The sequence below is a fragment of the Micromonospora sp. S-DT3-3-22 genome (assembly GCF_015354745.1).
GTDB classification, from domain to species: Bacteria; Actinomycetota; Actinomycetes; order Mycobacteriales; family Micromonosporaceae; genus Micromonospora; species Micromonospora wenchangensis.
The window spans coordinates 1-15,628 of the sequence record NZ_JACGMO010000056.1; the positions used below are offsets into that span (position 1 = coordinate 1).

Consider the following 15,628-nt stretch of genomic DNA (forward strand, 5'->3'; position numbering starts at 1 on the left):
CCCCGGCGAGCGCCGCCGGTGCCGGCCCGTCGGCCGGTCGGGCGGTGCAGCCGGCCAGCACCAGCACCGCCAGCAGCGGCGCGAGCAGCCTCCTCACGCCGGCACCACCGCGACCAGCGCCGGACCCTCACTGGTGTCCGGGGTCAGGTCGAGCGCCGGCCGCCCGGCCACCTCCAGCCGGTACCCGGCGCGCTGCGGCACCCGCACCGGCACCGCGAACTCGCAGTAGGTCGGCACCCGCTCCACCTCGAGGTCCTCGGCGAACGCGGCCACCGCCGTACCCGCCGGCAGCGTCCCGGTCGCCAGGGCCGCCCCGTCGGGGTCGAGCACCCGGAACGGCGCCCGGTGGTGGAAGTAGAGGTACGGTCCGGTGCCGGCGCAGTCCACCCCCTCGGCCCGGATGTTGATGTCGCGGACCAGGACCCGGACGGTGGTCGGGGTGACCGCCTCCGGTTCGGCGTCGGGGCCACCGCAGCCGGCGGCCCCGGCCAGCAGCAGGATCGCCAGCGCGCCGACGCCGTGGCGGGCGCTCGTGGTCAGCCGCACGTGGTCTCCTCCCCACCCGTGCCGTGGGTCCGTGGCGGCCTGCGCCACCACGGACCCACGGCGTCGGTCGAATCCGGTCAGGACTTCTCCACCCGGCACTGCTTGGTCACCGTCTTCGACGGGTCGCTCTCCGAGGTCGCGGTGAGCTTGACGAAGCCGGTGTCCGCCGCGGCGGCGGTGGCCCCCACCGACACCCGGACGGTGGTGGACTTGCCGAACTGGGCGGTGGCCAGCCGGTTGGGCAGCCAGGTCCGCCAGCCCTTGCCGGCCACCTCCGCCGAGAGCCGGTAGACGTCCGACTTCAGGTACGCGGTGGCGTCCTCCGGGTGCTGCTGGCCGCCGGCCGAGTACGTGCCGCTGTTGGTCAGCTCGAACGAGCAGGTCACGCCCCGGTTGGTGGGCTTGCCGGTGCTGGTCACCTCACCCTTGCCCAGGGTCACGCCGTGGGTGCTCGGCCCCCCGGTGCCGTCCAGCGACCGCACCGCCACCGTGTACGACAGCGAGCCGGCCGCGTCCCGCTTGAGGTCGATGATGTAGAAGTGCAGGCGGTTGGCCTCGTCGACGTACTCGTACTGGCTGCCGGTGTCCGCCCCGGCGTGGAACAGCGCGTCGGAGAGCTGCCGGTAGTCACCCATGGTGATCTTCTGCGGGGTGCCGTCCGGCCGGTAGAAGTCGATCATGTCGATGTCCTGCGGGTTGGCGTCCACCACCCACTGGAACGGCGCGCTGTCGGCGTTCTTGGTCTTGCTCAGCAGCACGCCCCGGTCCGGGGTGAACGAGTCCGCCCCCATCCGGTCGACGACCTCGACGGTGTAGTTGTTGAAGCTCCCGCCGTCGCACAGCGGGTTCGTGGCGACCGTGCAGGCCGGCGAGAGGTCCTTGTTCAGGGCGATGTTCACCCCGGTCAGCCCCTTCGGGCCGGCGTCGACCGCGCGGGCGGTCACCTGGGCGGTGACCAGCCCGGATGAGGCCAGCGCCTCCCGGGACAGCCGCAGCACGTGTTCCTCACCGAGCAGACCGATCTTGAGCTTGTCCCGCACCGTGTGCAGCGAACCCATCGAGCCGCCGTTGGTCGGCGGGATCTGCCAGCGGGTGTGCGGGCCGCCGGGCCCGTTGAACGACCCGCGCGACATCATGCTCCAGATGCCGGTGTACGCCCGGCGTAACGGTTCGCCGTACGGGTTGTTGTAGTTGTCGCCGATGCCGAGCAGGTGGGTCAGCTCGTGGGCGTACACCCCCATGCCGGAACTCTCCCCCTGGGTGGAGGAGCCGCCGCCGGCGTTTGGCCACAGCGTCGCCGCAGCCTTCCACGAGGTCCACTCCACGTAGCGGGTCTTCGCCCAGTTCGGCAGGTTGGGGTCCGGCGGGCCCCAGGAGTCCGGCACGTCCTCCTTGTTCTGGAAGATCATCTGCCCGAACTCCTGCCAGGTGGACGACTCGTCCTGCCCGGCGCTGAGGATGAAGACCAGCTCGTACTGGTTGGCGACCGCGTCACCGACCGCCGCCCGCCACGCGCCCAGCCCGTCGGTGCGGATGTTCTTGTTGCAGGCCTCCCCGCTCGGGCAGGCGCCGGGGTTGAAGCTGTTGTCCAGCCCGTACTGGTAGGACTTCGCCGGCATCTGGTACGGCCCGAACCCGGCCAGGTCCACGCCGTAGCGCCCGTTGGAGTCCTGCATCCAGTACTCGTGCAGGGTGTGCCCCTTGTTCAGGGTGTTCGGGGTGTTGAGGAAGTCCTGGTAGAACTTCGGCACGTCGGCGCGGGGGATGTTGGCCGCGACCGACTGGGGGTTGCCGAAGACCGTCGAGCGGGCCCGTTGGGTCACCGCGAACGTCTGGTCCGGATAGTCGAGCGCGACCAGGGCGATCTTGAAGTTGCGGAGGGAGCCCCGCACGCTCGGGTCGGCCCAGTTCTTGCCGGGCACCGCCTGATAGTCGTCCCAGGTCATGGTGTCGGGGTTCTGCCAGGCCTGCGGGTCGAGGACCTGGAACGGCGCGGTGCCGCCGGCCGGGTTGGCCGGGGCCGCGGCGGCCTGCGTCGCGGCGGTCGCCACGAGCGTGCCGGCCAGGACCGCGGCCAGTACGCGACGCCGCAGTCGGGGGGTGTTGCGGGGAGCACGGTGCACGGGTTCACCTCTCGTCGGGAGGGACGCGGCCGCCGGTGACCGGAGTCCCGAGGGGTGGCTGCCGGGACGCCCGCACACCGGGCCGCGCAGCGAATCTAGGAGGACGGGCCGGGGCCGGTCACCGTGCAGATGTCGGCAGGTGGCCCGGCGGCTTCCGACACCTGAAGGACCCGCGCCGGGTCGCGGCCGGCCACGGCGTTCAGCGGGGACGACCGTCGGTGACCGGATCGACGGTGACCGACAGGGCCCGGACCAGGTCCCGGCGCAGCCGGGCGGCGGCCGGCGGCGGCAGCGGACCACGCGGCGGGCGGCACCGGCCACCGAACCGCCCGGCGCAGTCCATCGCCAGTTTGATCGCCTGCACCGCCTCCGGCCGGGAGCCCCAGCCGAAGGCCGGGTGCAGCTCGGCGTAGAGCGGCAACGCGCGGGCCAGGTCACCGGCGGCGCACAGGTCGTACAGCCGCAGGGCCGGCCGGGGCAGCGCGTTGGACAGGCCGGACACCCAGCCCCGGGCCCCGCACAGCACCAGTTCCAGCAGTACGTCGTCCGCTCCGGCCAGCACGTCCACGTGCGGGCAGAGGTCCCTGATCCGGTGCACCCGGCGCACGTCGCCGGAGAACTCCTCGACCGCGACGATCCCGTCGGTCTCGGCGACCCGGGCCAGCAGTTCCGGGGTGAGGTCCACCCGGGTGTCGTACGGGTCGTTGTGGGCCACCACCGGCAGGCCGACGGCGGTCACCTCCCGGTAGTGGGCGACCACGTCGGCGTCGCCGGCGGGATAGCCGTCCGGGGGTGGGGCGAGTACCCCGTGGGCCCCGGCGGCGGCGGCCTGCTCCGCCCAACGGCGGGACTGCCGGCTGCCGTACCCGCCGACCCCGGGCAGCACCGCGCAGCCGGGCGGCGCGGCCTGCACCGTCGCCCGCACCACGTCGGCACGTTCGTCGTCGGACAGGGCCCGGTACTCCCCCACCGACGCGCACGGGGTCACCCCGTGACAGCCCGCCTCGGCCAACCAGCGCACGTGCTCCTGCAGGCGGTCGAAGTCGACGCCGAGGTCGTCGCGGAACGGCGTCGTGATGGCGACCAGCACCCCCCGCCAGGGCCTACCAGCTGTCACTCGGGCGTTCCCTCCTGCGCGCCGGCGGCCCGCTGCCCACCGCACCGGAACCTTACGATCGTCGATCACCACGGTGCTTCGGACAATTGCCGGAACAGTCGCCGTGGGGGCCGTCCTTTTGTCGGTAGATCCCCGGTGGACCTTGCGCACAGGCCCACCGGCCGCACAGGGTAGGGCACCGGCTGCCGCACCCCCTGCCGCGCAGCCAACCAGGGGAGATCCATGCATGGTGAGCTTCAGCGCATAGTCGACGCCGTCGCCGCGCGGGTGGGGCGTCCCGCCCTCATCGAGGACCGGCGGCAGCGGGTGGTCGTCTACAGCGAACACGACGGTCCGATGGACGAGGTGCGCCGGATGTCGATCCTGCGCCGGCAGACCACCCCGGAGGTGATCGCCTGGTTCCGCCGGATGGGCGTGCTCACCGCCCGTGAGCCGGTGCGTACCCCGGCCGACGTCGACCTCGACCTGCTCCCCCGGGTCTGCGTGCCGATCTGGCACGACGACCTGCTGCTCGGTTTCGTCTGGTTCATCGACGACGACGGGTCGATGACCGACGCCGACATCGCCACCGCGACCGGCGCGTTCACCGACCTGTCGCTGGCCCTCTACCGGGAGAACCTGCTCGGCGAGCTGGCCTCGCAGCGGGAGTCCGAGGCCACCCGGACGCTGCTGGTGGAGAGCCCGCAGGCCCGCGCGCACGCCGTCCGGGCGCTGCTGGAGGAGGGCACGGTCGCCGGTGACGGCCCCACCACGGCGGTGGTGGCCCAACTCGCCCCCGCCGACGGGCGGCACCCCGACGAGGTGGCCCGGATCGCGCTGGAGCAGGCGCTGGTGGCGACCCGCCGGTGGCTCGGCGTCCGGGAGTCGCTGCACATGGTCTGGCCCGACCACGGGGTGCTGCTGATCTGCGGCGGCCGGATCGCCGGCCGGCCCGCCCCGGAGGCCGCCGCCGGGTATCTCGACGAGGCGTTGCGGCAGGCGACCCGGGGGTTGTCCTCGGTGGAGCGGACGGTGACCGGGATCGGTCAGCCCCGCCCGGGGCTGGTCGACGCGGTGCAGTCCTACCGGGAGGCGGTGCAGGCGGCCCGGGTGGGGGTGCAGCTGCCGGCGCTGGGTCCGGTGGTCTCCTGGGCCGGCCTGGGCATCTACCGGGTGTTGTCCCAGCTCGACGGCCGGCACCTCGACGTCGCCGGGGTGCATCCCGGGTTGGAGCGGTTGCTGCGCGACGACGCCCACCAGGTGCTGCTGGAGACCCTGGAGGCGTACCTCGACCTGGCCGGCAACGCCCACGCCACCGCCGAGAAGCTGCGGCTGCACCGGACCACCCTCTACTACCGGCTGCAACGGGTCGAGCAGCTCGCCGACACCGACCTCAAGGACGGCAACGAGCGGTTGTGCCTGCACCTGGCGATGAAGCTGGGCCGGCTCACCGGTCACTACCGGTCGGCGTCCTGAGGCGTCGCGGGGTCCCCGCGTCGACCGTCGGGAGAGGACACCGGCGTCACCCGTGCTGTGACAGCCCGTGTCCGTCCGGACAGATCATTGACAGATCCGAGCGGGTACGGCCAGGATGGGCGCACCGATCGGCAATGCCCCCACGACCGACCGTAACCAGGTACGTCCCCACGCCCGTCACGCAGACCGGATCGGCGCCGGTCCGTCGCCCCGCGCGTCCGGGAGACACCCCGTGTCCCCCGTCGTCGGCGGGTCGACGTCGCGATTCGGCCGCCCACCGTCGCCCGACTGTCGGCGTCCGACCTCCCCGTTTTGCACCCCGCCCGACGGCGGGCGCTGCCGCGCGCCGTCGGCCCGTCTCGCACCCCCAGGAAAGGTGGCCCGAGATGTACCGTTCCGCGTTCCCACCCCGCTGGCGGCGGTTGCCCGCCGCGACAGCCGCAGGTGTGGCTCTGCTCCTGCTCGCCGGCCCGGCGACCGCCGTCACCGCCGCACCGTCCGACCGGGAGGCCGACGCCCCGATCGTGCTCGAACGCTCCGCCGACGAGCAGGCCGACGTGGTGGAGGTGACCGTCGACGGCACCGCCCAGCTCGACGCGCTGGTCGCCACCGGCGTCGACCTCGACCACCACGTCACCCCCACCGAGGCGGGCATCGTGGTGCACGCCGTGGTCACCCCGACCGAGGTCGCCGCGCTGAAGCGGATGGGCTACCGGGTCGGCGCCGTGCTGCACGACGCCGCCGACTCCGCGCAGCGGGTCAGCGAGCGGGACGCCACGATCGCCGCCCACCGGGCCGAGAACCGGGCGTACACGGCGACCCTGGAACGCAGCGCCGCCACCTCCGACGTGAAGATCATCCGGGCCGACTACTACACCTCCGGCACCAACCAGGTGCTCTCGGTGGAGGCGAAGTGGGCCCAGGGGCAGACCTCCACCAGCACGTTGACCGTGGCCCGGGACAGCGGCCCCGGCACCGAGATCGGCTCCGGCGGCACCCAGAACATCTCCCGGTTCGTCGACGCCGGGGTCTACCTCTACCACCGGGGCGCCGCCGCCGTCACCGCCCGGCCGCAGCGCATCCAGATCACCAGCCCCACCGGGGACGTGGCGGTCGCCGAGGTCAAGGAGTGGCTGCCGATCCCGGCCGACAGCCCGGAGGGCCCCGGCTACCAGAAGGACTTCGTCACCAGCTACCTCACCCCGACCGAGCTGTACGACCGGATCAAGCGGCTGGCCGACGCCTACCCGCAGCTCGCCGAGGTGGTGAAGCTGCCGTACCAGACCAACGGGTACCGGCGTAAGGCGCAGGTGGTGCTCGGCGGGACCAACGCCACCCGGGTCGCGGTCGACTCGCTCGCCTGGGGGCACGAGGGCGGCAACGACATCACCGTCGAACTGGCCGACCCGGGCGCGGCCGACCGGCCGCTCGCGGTCACGGTGACCGGCAAGGCCATCCGGGTCAGCCTGGCCACCAACGCCGACGGCGCGGTGACCAGCACCGCCGCCCAGGTCGCCGCCGCGCTGACCGCCGAGGCGGGTGCGCTGGTCAAGGCGTACACCTACCGGGGTGACGCCGGTGCCGGGGTGGTCGCGCCGGTCGCGTCGACGCCGCTGTCGGACAACCTCAAGGCCCCGGCGGGGGTCTCCCGCGACCCGCACCCGGTGTACGCCATCCGGATCGGCAAGTACCGGGACGGCTCCCGTACCGGCGTGCTGGCCTACGCGCAGGAACACGCCCGGGAGTGGGTGCCGCCGCTGGTCACCATCGAGACCGCCGAGCGGCTGCTGCGCAACCACGCCACCGACGAGAACACCAAGCAGTTGCTGCGCACCCTGGACATCTGGATCGTGCCGTCGATCAACCCGGACGGCGGGCACTACTCGTTCTACGACTACGCCTCGCAGCGCCGCAACATGACCAACCACTGCGCGCCGGGGGGTGCCACCGACGCGCTGGCCCGCAACTCGTGGGGCGTGGACAACAACCGCAACTACACCGAGTACAGCCTCTTCGACGGCTACTCGGGGGCGTCGGCGAGCTGCACCGGCGACACCTACGCCGGGCCGAGCGAGCTGTCCGAGCCGGAGAACCGCAACGTCGACTGGCTGGCCCAGCGGCCGAACATGAAGTTCTCGATGAACCTGCACTCCTCCGGCAACTACTTCATGTGGTCGCCGGGCGCGTACGCCACCCCGGGCCGGATCTCCGCGCCCCGGCCGACGCTGGCCGAGGAGTCGTTCTTCTGGGGCGCGTCGTCGCGCATCCTCACCGCCATCAAGCGGCACCGCAACATGGCGGTCACCCCGGCGCGGACCGGCCCGATCTCCGACGTGCTGTACTCGGCGGCCGGCAACTCCGGCGACATGCTCTGGTACAAGTACGGCATCTACGCCTGGAACTTCGAGGTCGGCACCAGCTTCCAGCCGACCTGGGAGGAGGCGCACCAGGAGACCATGGAGTTCAGCAACGGCCTGGTCGAGCTGCTGCGGGTGGCCCGGGACTACGACAAGGACAAGAAGCGCCCGACCAGCACCCTGTCGGTCACGCCGAGCCCGACCGAGGGCGCGGTCAGCGTCCGGTTCGACGTCAGCGAGCCGGCGGCGGTGTTCTACACCCTCGACGGCAGCCGGCCGACGTTCGGGTCCACCCTGTACGCCTCGGCGGGCATCCGGGAGGGGGCCGAGACGCTGACCGTCCCGGCCGGCACCAAGATCCACTGGTTCTCGGTGGACGCGGCCGGCAACATCGAACGCAACTACCGGCCGGACAACGACAGCTTGACCTTCAACCGGGGCTGGGCGACCCTGCCCACCGGCTGACGGGCACACCGGCGGGGGCCCGCACCACCGGGCCCCCGCCGGTCGACCGGCTCAGTCCCCGGCCCGCCACCGGTAGAACTCCGTCGCCACCGCGTCCAGCGGGCTGCCCCAGGTGTCCGGGTCGAACGGGCTGATGTACGGGCTGAGATCGTCCATGATCTTGGCGAACGCCGGCTGGTCGTGCCGCTCCTCGACGGCACCGTCGAACGGTTCGCCGACACGCTCCAGCACGTGCAGGTAGACGTCGTCGATCGCGTACAGCCAACGCCCGGTGACCCCCATCATGGCGGGCAGCGGGCCGGCATCGGACTCGGCGAAGATCTGCGCCACGGTGGGTTCCGCACCCGGCTTGATCCGGGCCACGATGACCGTCCGGCTCGGCTCGCCCCCGGCGGTCGGCGGCTCGGCCGGCGTCCAGGAGTAGAACTCCTTCGCCACCGAGTCCGACGGGTTCTTCCAGTCCCTCGGGTAGGGCGTCACGTACGGGGCGATCTGCTCGGCGATCTGCTGGAAGGCCGGCAGGCCCCGGGTCTGCCCGGTCACCCTCGGGTCCGCGTTCCGCTCGATCAGGTGGATGTAGAGGCCGTGGAAGGACAGCAGGGTCCGCCCGACCACGCCCAGGTCCTGCGGGCGGGTGGTCCGGTCGTAGTACCCGAACACGTCGGCGACGGTCTGCTCGCTGCCCGGCACCATGCGGCAGACGATCACGTTGCGGAAGGTCATCGGAAACTCCTCGGGGATCAGACGGTACGGGTCGGCTCGGTGGGGCGGGGACGGCTGGCCGGCGGGTGCGACACCGGCGGGGCGGAGGCGGCGAACCGGACCGGCAGCTCCAGCAGGCCCCGGAACGGTGACGCCGCCGGCAACCGGCGCAGCTCGGCCGGCGGCACGGCGAGGCGCAACCCGGGCAACCGGCGCAGCAGCGCCGCCAGGCCGATCTGGGCCTCCATCCGGGCCAGCGAGACGCCGAGGCAGTAGTGCACGCCGTGGCCGAAACCCAGGTGCGGGCCACGGACCCGGCGCAGGTCCAGCCGGTCCGGGTCGACGAAGTGCGCCGGATCGTGGTTGGCCGCGTTGAGCACGACACCGACGATCGACCCGGCCGGGATGCGCACCCCGCCGTACTCGACGTCCTCGGTGGCGACCCGGGGACTGGCCACCGGCAGCGGGCCGTCGAAGCGCAGCAGCTCCTCGATCGCCGAGGGCAGCAGCTCCGGGGTGTTCCGCAGCAGGTCGAGCTGGTCGGGATGGGTCAGCAGGGCCACCGTCGCGTTGCCCAGGAAGTCGGCGGTGGTCTGGTGCCCGGCGAACAGCAGCAGGAAGGTGGTGGTGACCAGTTCCGCCTCGGACAGGCTGCCGTCCTGGTCGCAGGCGTCGATCAGCGCGCTGATCATGTCGTCGGCCGGGCCGGCCCGCTTGGCGGCCACCAACTCCGCCAGGTAGTGGTGCAGCCGCACCTGCGCCTCGCCGACCGCCGCCCGCTCCTGCGCCGGCGGTCGCCGCGACGACCCGGAGGTACGGATCACCTGCGTCCACTCCAGCACCCGCTCCTGGTCGGCCCGGGGCACCCCGAGCAGTTCGCAGATCACCACCATCGGCAGCGGGATCGCGAAGTCGTGCATCAGCTCGGCCCGCCCCTGCGCGACGAACCCGTCGATCAGGTCGTCGACGATCTGCCGTACCCGGGGACGCAGCGCCTCGATCCGGCGGGGCGCGAACGCCTGCGACACCAACCGGCGCAGCCGGGTGTGCTCCGGCGGGTCCGAGTTGAGCATGTTCCGGTTCAGCGCTTCGGAGTTCGGGCCGAATATCTGCAGGTAGTGCTGCCCGGGGCCGTAGAGGTCCTTGGACAGCCGGGGGTCGGTCAGCGCCGTACGCGCGTCGTCGAACCGGGTCAGCAGGTACGAGTCGAACCGGGGTGAGCTGACCGGGCAGACCGGCGCGTCCGCGCGCAGCCGGGCGAAGGACGGGTAGGGGTCGGCGGCGAACTGCTCGGTGTAGAGCTGTGCTGCGGGCACCGGCTCGGTCATCTCGTCTCCTCGGGCGCGCTGGGCATGCTGTGCAGCACCTGGTAGGTGTGTCGTTCGGCGGATTCCCGCAGGTCACGTACCACCCGCAGCAGCCGGTCGCGGTGCTCGCTGCGGCCGAAGGCGTCGAGCCGTTCCCGGTCCGCCCAGTCGCTGATGATCAGGTAGCTGCGCGGGTCGTCGGCGTCGCGGACGAGGTCCTGGCGCAGGCACCCGTCGAGCTGCCGGATCTGCTCCGCCGCCGAGAGCCACTCCGCCTCGAACCGCTCCGCGCAGCCCTCCCGGGTACGCATGGCGAGCACCGTGCGCACGGGCGTCATCGCGCACCGCCGAAGACCAGGTGCAGGTTCTTGCGCAGCGCGTCGGCGTCGACCGGCTGGCTGCGGAAGCCGACGTGCCCGTCCGGGCGGACCAGGTACAGGGCGGTGCCGGTCACCCCGTACCGGGTGCGGAACTCGCCCCCGGCGTCGCGCACCACCGGCGGCGCGGACGACCCCGGCTCCCCGGCATCCGGGCTGAGCAGCAGGTACGCGTCGACCTCACCCCGGGTCAGGGCACGGACGTCGGCGCAGAGCCCCGGCACGGCCGCCACCGCCGCCGGATCGGCCGAAGCGTCGGCGTAGAGCAGCAGGGTGTGCCGGGTGCCGGCGGTCAGGTCGCGCAGCCGCAGCGGATGCCCCACCCCCTGCCGCCGCAACCCACCCAGGTCGGGGGCGCGGTCGCCGGGGCGCGGGCCTGACCGCAGCCCGTCCGGATCGGTGACGCACTCGCCGACCAGTGGACTGTCGGCGTAGCTGAGCAGCAGGGACATCTCCTGGAGGAACTGCCGTTCCAGGTCGGCGCGGTCCAGTTCGTCGGTGAACGCCAGCCGTACCGCGCGGCCGACGATCTCCTCCCCCTCCGGGCGACGTTCGGCCTCGTAGCTGTCGAGCAGGCCGGGGGCGGCGAGCCCGCGCACCGCCAGCGCCACCTTCCAGGCCAGATTCCAGGCGTCCTGGATGCCGGTGTTCATCCCCTGTCCCCCGGCCGGCGGGTGCAGGTGCGCCGCGTCACCGGCGACGAAGACCCGGCCGTGGCCGTACCGGTCGACGATGCCGTGGCTGATCCGGAACACCGACGACCAGCGCAGGTTCGCCGCCCGGGTGCCCGGCGGGGCCAACCGGTCCAGCGCGGCCTGCACGTCGTCGAGGGTCGGCTCGGCCAACTCCTCGCTGAACCCGGGCGGGGCGTCCCGGCCGCCGGTCTGGGCGAAGAACCGGGGCGGCGCGAGGGTGGCGATCCGGTACCGGCCCTCGCCGCGCAGCGGCACGCAGACCAGCATGCCGTCCATCCGGCCGTCGGTCTCGTGCAGGAACCGCAGCAGGTGCCCCGGCGGCATGTCCCAGTTCACGTCGACGTCGGCGAGCATGAACAGCTGCGGGAACCGGCCCAAGCCGCCGGAGAACGTCAACCCGAGCAGGTCACGGACCCGGCTGTGCGCGCCGTCGGCGCCGATCAGGTACTGCGCCCGGACGGTGCGGAGGCTGCCGTCGGCGAGGGTGAGGGTGGCCAGCACGCCGTCCGAGCCCTGGGTGAACCCGGTCAGCTCCGCGCCACGCTGCGGCCGGACGCCGAGGGTGGCCAGCCGATCGGTGAGGATGCGCTCGGTCTCGTACTGGGGCAGGCCCAGGTGCGCGTACGGCAGGCCGGGCAGCTCCCAGCTCATCCGGTGGGTCTGCGTGCCGTTGACGAACACCACGTTGCCGGTGAGCCAGCTGCCGGCGTCCATCGCCTCCCGCACGATGCCCTGCTCTTCCCAGATCTCCATGGTGCGGCAGTGCACCCCGATCGCCTTGTCGGCGTGGGCGGGCGGAGCCACCCGTTTCTCCACCACCCGGCAGTCGATGCCGCGCCGGGCCAGTTCGACGGCGGCGGTCAGCCCGGTCGGCCCCGCCCCGACGATGAGTACGTCCGTTGTCGTGTGCACGTCGGTCTCCCTACCGGTGCTGGTGGCCCGGTCGACGCCGGGACGGGTCGCGAGGTGGAACAGTCGGCGGCGGAAGTCGAGCAGGAACGGCGCGATCGGCCCGGCCTCCTCCCGCGCGTGGGCCGGGTTGGCGACCCAGCGGTGGAACTCCGCCTCGGTACGCCATTCGGCGAAGATGTGGTGGACGTCCGAGTCGGGCTCGCGCAGCAGGTCCTCGCGCAGGTAACCGGGGACACCGGCCATCCGGGCGGTCACCTCGGCGTGCCCCCGGTGGAACTCGGCGAGCCGGTCGGCGGGCACGGTGACCTCGACGTCCACCAGGATCGTCGGGTCCCCGTCCGGCTCGTCCCGCATCACCCGGTGGTCGTCGGCGGTGGCCGGTTCGCACCCGTCACGCAGGGCGGCGGCGAGGCGGGCGGCCACCGGGCCGTCCTCGTAGTCGCGCAGGGCTTCGTCGTCGGCCCACTCGGTGGCGAGCACGAACGTGTGCGGGTCGTTGGCGTCGAGGAACAGCTCCCGACGCAGGTTGCCGGGCAGGGCGCCGAGCTGCGCCGCGGCGGTCCGCCACGCCGACCGGACGTGCTGTTCGGCACCGGGACGCGCGCGGACCCGGAGCATTGTCCTGATCATGGGGTCTCCCTTGACGGCCTGCCCGAGACGAGGTCCCGACCGCCGGTACCCGCACCGGCCGTCGCCGTCCGACCCTGTCGCAGCGCACGTCACCCCGGCGTCACCGGCGGGCCGGGGCGGGTCGCCGCCCGTTGACGCCACCGGGACGACCCGCCGCCCCGGGTCAGGGGCGCACCGCCCCCGCCGGTACGGAACGGGAGGCGAAACCGCGCGGCCGGCGGTCGTCGCCAACGCGGGAGAGCGTCGCGCGGGAGGGCGCACCGCGCGGCCGAGGGTCCCGCCGACGCGGGCCGTCCGGGGATACCCGCGCGCCGGGAGGCCGGCGCGCGACCCGGCCCCGACGCCGTCGCACACAGCGTACCGGCGGGCCGGGCTGCCGCCGGGCGGGTCAGGGGCGGCGGTTGCCGCTGCTCGCGCGGACCACGAGCACCGGCTCGACCTGGGGGCGGGGGGTGCCCGCGCCGGTGCCGTCGAAGAGTTCCAGCAGCGCCGCCACGCACCGGCGGCCGACCTCGTCGAAGTCCTGCCGCACGGTGGTCAGCGGCGGGGAGAGGTATTCGGCCTCGGGGATGTCGTCGAAGCCGACCACGCTGACGTCCTCGGGAATCCGCGCTCCCCGCTGGTGCAGGGCGCGCAGCAGGCCGAGCGCCTGGTGGTCGTTGGCGCAGAACACCGCCGTCACGTCGGGGCGTTCGACCAGGGACTGCCCCAGCTCGTAGCCGGCCCGGGGGCTCCAGTCGCCGACGATGACCGGCGGGACGCGGCGGCCCGCCTGTTCCAGGGTCTGCCGCCACCCGTCGACCCGGTCCCGGGCCTCCAGCCAGTCCCGGGGGCCGGCGATGTGCCAGACCGTCTCGTGGCCGAGGTCGAGCAGGTGCCGGACCGCCAGCCGGGCACCGGCCACCTGGTCGACCGAGATGCTGGGCAGCTCGCCGCGCTCCCCGCTGGCCTCGACCACCACGGCGGGCACCCCGGTGGGCAGGCCGTGCACGGCGACCGACGCCGTCATCATCGGGGTGATGACGACGACGCCGGCCACCGACTGCTCGGTCAGCGCGTCGATGGCCGAGCGCATCCCGCTACGGTCCAGCCGTTCCAGGGTGACGATGCTGATGCCGTACCCGGCGGCGCGGGCCGCCCGCTCGATGCCCAGCAGCGTGGCCGCCGGCCCGAACAGGATGGTGTCGAAACTGACCACGCCGATGACCCGGGAACGTCGGCCGGCCAACCCCCGGGCCAGGGCGTTGGGCCGGTAGTTGAGCTGGTGCACGGCACGCAGCACCCGTTCCCGGGTCTCCGGCCGAACGCTCGGGTGGTTGTTGAGCACCCGGGACACGGTCTGGTGCGACACCCCGGCGAGTTGCGCGACGTCGCTCATCACCGCGGCGCGTTCGGGCCGCTGCTGGCCCATGGCGGCTCAGAAACCCCGGGCCAGGCGGTAGTAGGCCTGGTTCCAGCGCAGCTCGTCGGCGAACCGGCGGGGGGTCGTGTCGGCGTCGATGACGACCAGCTCGGTGCTGACCATCTCGGCGAGGTCGTGCAGCTCCTCGACGCCGACGGCCTGGGACAGCACCGTGTGGTGCGGGGCGCCGGCGGTGAGCCAGGCCTCCGCCGACGCGGCGAGGTCCGGCCGGGGCCGCCACACCGCCCGCGCCACCGGCAGCTTCGGCAGCGGGTACGGCGGGGCGACCACGTCGATCTCGTTGGCGACCAGCCGGAACCGCTCCCCCATGTCGGCCAGGCCGAGCACCACGGCCGGGCCGGGCTGGGCGTCGAAGACCAACCGGACCGGGTCCTCCCGGCCGCCGATGCCCAGCGGGTGGATCTCGACATTCGGGGTGGCCGCCGCGATGGTCGGGCAGACCTCCAGCATGTGCGCCCCGAGCACCAGCTCCCGGCCGGGGGTGAGGTCGTAGGTGTAGTCCTCCATGAACGAGGTGCCGCCGGTGGTGCCCACGGACATCGACTTGAGCGTGCGCACCAGCACCGAGGTCTTCCAGTCGCCCTCGCCGCCGAAGCCGTACCCGTCGGCCATCAGCCGCTGCACGGCGAGGCCGGGCAGCTGCCGCAACCCGCCCAGGTCCTCGAAGTTGGTGGTGAAGGCGCGGAACCCGCCGGCGTCGAGGAAGTCGCGCAGCCCCGCCTCGATCCGGGCGGCGTAGCGCAGCGAGTCGTGCCGGTCCCCGCCGGGGCGCAGCGCGTCGACCAGCCGGTAGCTGTCGTCGTACTCCTTGACCAGGTCGTCGATGCGGGCGTCGGCGACCGCGTCGACGGCGTCGACCAGGTCGTTGACCCCGTAGGTGTTCACCGAGACGCCGAAGCGCAGCTCGGCCTCGACCTTGTCGCCCTCGGTCACCGCCACGTCGCGCATGTTGTCGCCGAAGCGGGCCAGCCGCAGCGACCGCATCTCGGCGTGCCCGATCGCGGCCCGGGTCCACGCGCCGATCCGGGCGGCGACCCGGGGGTCGCTCACGTGCCCGGCGACGGTCTTACGGGCGACGCCGAGCCGGGTCTGGACGTACCCGAACTCCCGGTCGCCGTGGGCGGCCTGGTTGAGGTTCATGAAGTCCATGTCGATCTCGGACCAGGGCAGTTCCACGTTGGCCTGGGTGTGCAGGTGCAGCAGCGGGGTGCGCAGCGCATCCAGCCCGGAGATCCACATCTTGGCCGGGGAGAACGTGTGCATCCAGGCGATCACCCCGACCGCGCCCTGCACGGCGGCGTCGCGGCAGACGGCGAGGATCTCGGCGCTGGAGGTCAGCACCGGCTTCCAGACCACCCGGGCCGGGACGGCCGGGTCGGCGTCGAGTCGTTCGGCGATCCGCCGGGACTGCTCGGCCACCTGGCGCAGGGTCTCCGGGCCGTACAGGCCCTGGCTGCCGGTGAGGAACCAGACCTCGGCGACCGGGGATGGGTTGGTCATGGGCGTTGCCTTCCGGTGG

At 73.2% G+C, this 15,628-nt stretch carries 11 protein-coding genes; 2 read left to right on the forward strand and 9 right to left on the reverse strand.

Features of this window, described 5'->3' with window-relative positions; all coding sequences use genetic code 11:
• Positions 1 to 93 precede the first annotated feature (93 nt).
• The 3 genes from H1A17_RS17540 to H1A17_RS17550 form a co-directional block, all read right to left on the reverse strand.
• Positions 94 to 546, reverse strand: a complete 453-nt coding sequence (locus H1A17_RS17540) for a hypothetical protein (protein WP_194822358.1) — start codon at positions 544 to 546, stop codon at positions 94 to 96.
• Between the two features lie 77 nt (positions 547 to 623).
• Entirely contained in the window at positions 624 to 2,669 is a 2,046-nt protein-coding gene (locus H1A17_RS17545; RefSeq protein WP_240762870.1) for a M6 family metalloprotease domain-containing protein, read from the reverse strand.
• 199 nt (positions 2,670 to 2,868) lie between these two features.
• Positions 2,869 to 3,786: a dihydrodipicolinate synthase family protein gene (locus H1A17_RS17550; RefSeq protein ID WP_145919619.1), complete on the reverse strand. Its 918-nt coding sequence runs from the start codon at positions 3,784 to 3,786 to the stop codon at positions 2,869 to 2,871.
• Positions 3,787 to 4,008: 222 nt separating this feature from the next.
• On the opposite strand from H1A17_RS17550, the gene H1A17_RS17555 reads away from it, so the two are divergent.
• Positions 4,009 to 5,241 (forward strand): CdaR family transcriptional regulator, encoded by a 1,233-nt coding sequence (locus H1A17_RS17555; RefSeq protein ID WP_145919618.1) that lies wholly within the window; start codon positions 4,009 to 4,011, stop codon positions 5,239 to 5,241.
• A 386-nt stretch (positions 5,242 to 5,627) separates the two neighbouring features.
• Positions 5,628 to 8,063: a M14 family metallopeptidase gene (locus H1A17_RS17560; RefSeq protein ID WP_194822359.1), complete on the forward strand. Its 2,436-nt coding sequence runs from the start codon at positions 5,628 to 5,630 to the stop codon at positions 8,061 to 8,063.
• A gap of 51 nt (positions 8,064 to 8,114) precedes the next feature.
• Here H1A17_RS17560 and H1A17_RS17565 read toward each other — a convergent pair whose 3' ends face one another.
• From H1A17_RS17565 to araA, 6 genes are all read right to left on the reverse strand, one after another.
• On the reverse strand, positions 8,115 to 8,786 hold the full coding sequence (locus H1A17_RS17565) for a TcmI family type II polyketide cyclase (RefSeq protein ID WP_194822360.1): 672 nt from the start codon (positions 8,784 to 8,786) through the stop codon (positions 8,115 to 8,117).
• Positions 8,787 to 8,803: 17 nt separating this feature from the next.
• The gene (locus H1A17_RS17570; protein ID WP_145919615.1) at positions 8,804 to 10,093 is read right to left on the reverse strand and encodes a cytochrome P450; all 1,290 of its coding nucleotides are present in this window, start codon (positions 10,091 to 10,093) and stop codon (positions 8,804 to 8,806) included.
• Positions 10,090 to 10,410, reverse strand: a complete 321-nt coding sequence (locus tag H1A17_RS17575) for a putative quinol monooxygenase (RefSeq protein WP_088644175.1) — start codon at positions 10,408 to 10,410, stop codon at positions 10,090 to 10,092. The genes H1A17_RS17570 and H1A17_RS17575 overlap by 4 nt, the downstream gene beginning before the upstream one ends.
• Positions 10,407 to 12,686, reverse strand: coding sequence for an FAD-dependent oxidoreductase (locus tag H1A17_RS17580; RefSeq protein WP_194822361.1), 2,280 nt, complete (start codon positions 12,684 to 12,686; stop codon positions 10,407 to 10,409). Before H1A17_RS17580 ends, H1A17_RS17575 begins: the two co-directional genes overlap by 4 nt.
• A 388-nt stretch (positions 12,687 to 13,074) precedes the next feature.
• Positions 13,075 to 14,097, reverse strand: a complete 1,023-nt coding sequence (locus tag H1A17_RS17585) for a LacI family DNA-binding transcriptional regulator (RefSeq protein ID WP_228543733.1) — start codon at positions 14,095 to 14,097, stop codon at positions 13,075 to 13,077.
• A gap of 6 nt (positions 14,098 to 14,103) precedes the next feature.
• Positions 14,104 to 15,609, reverse strand: coding sequence for an L-arabinose isomerase (gene araA, locus H1A17_RS17590; protein WP_145919613.1), 1,506 nt, complete (start codon positions 15,607 to 15,609; stop codon positions 14,104 to 14,106).
• Positions 15,610 to 15,628 lie beyond the last annotated feature (19 nt).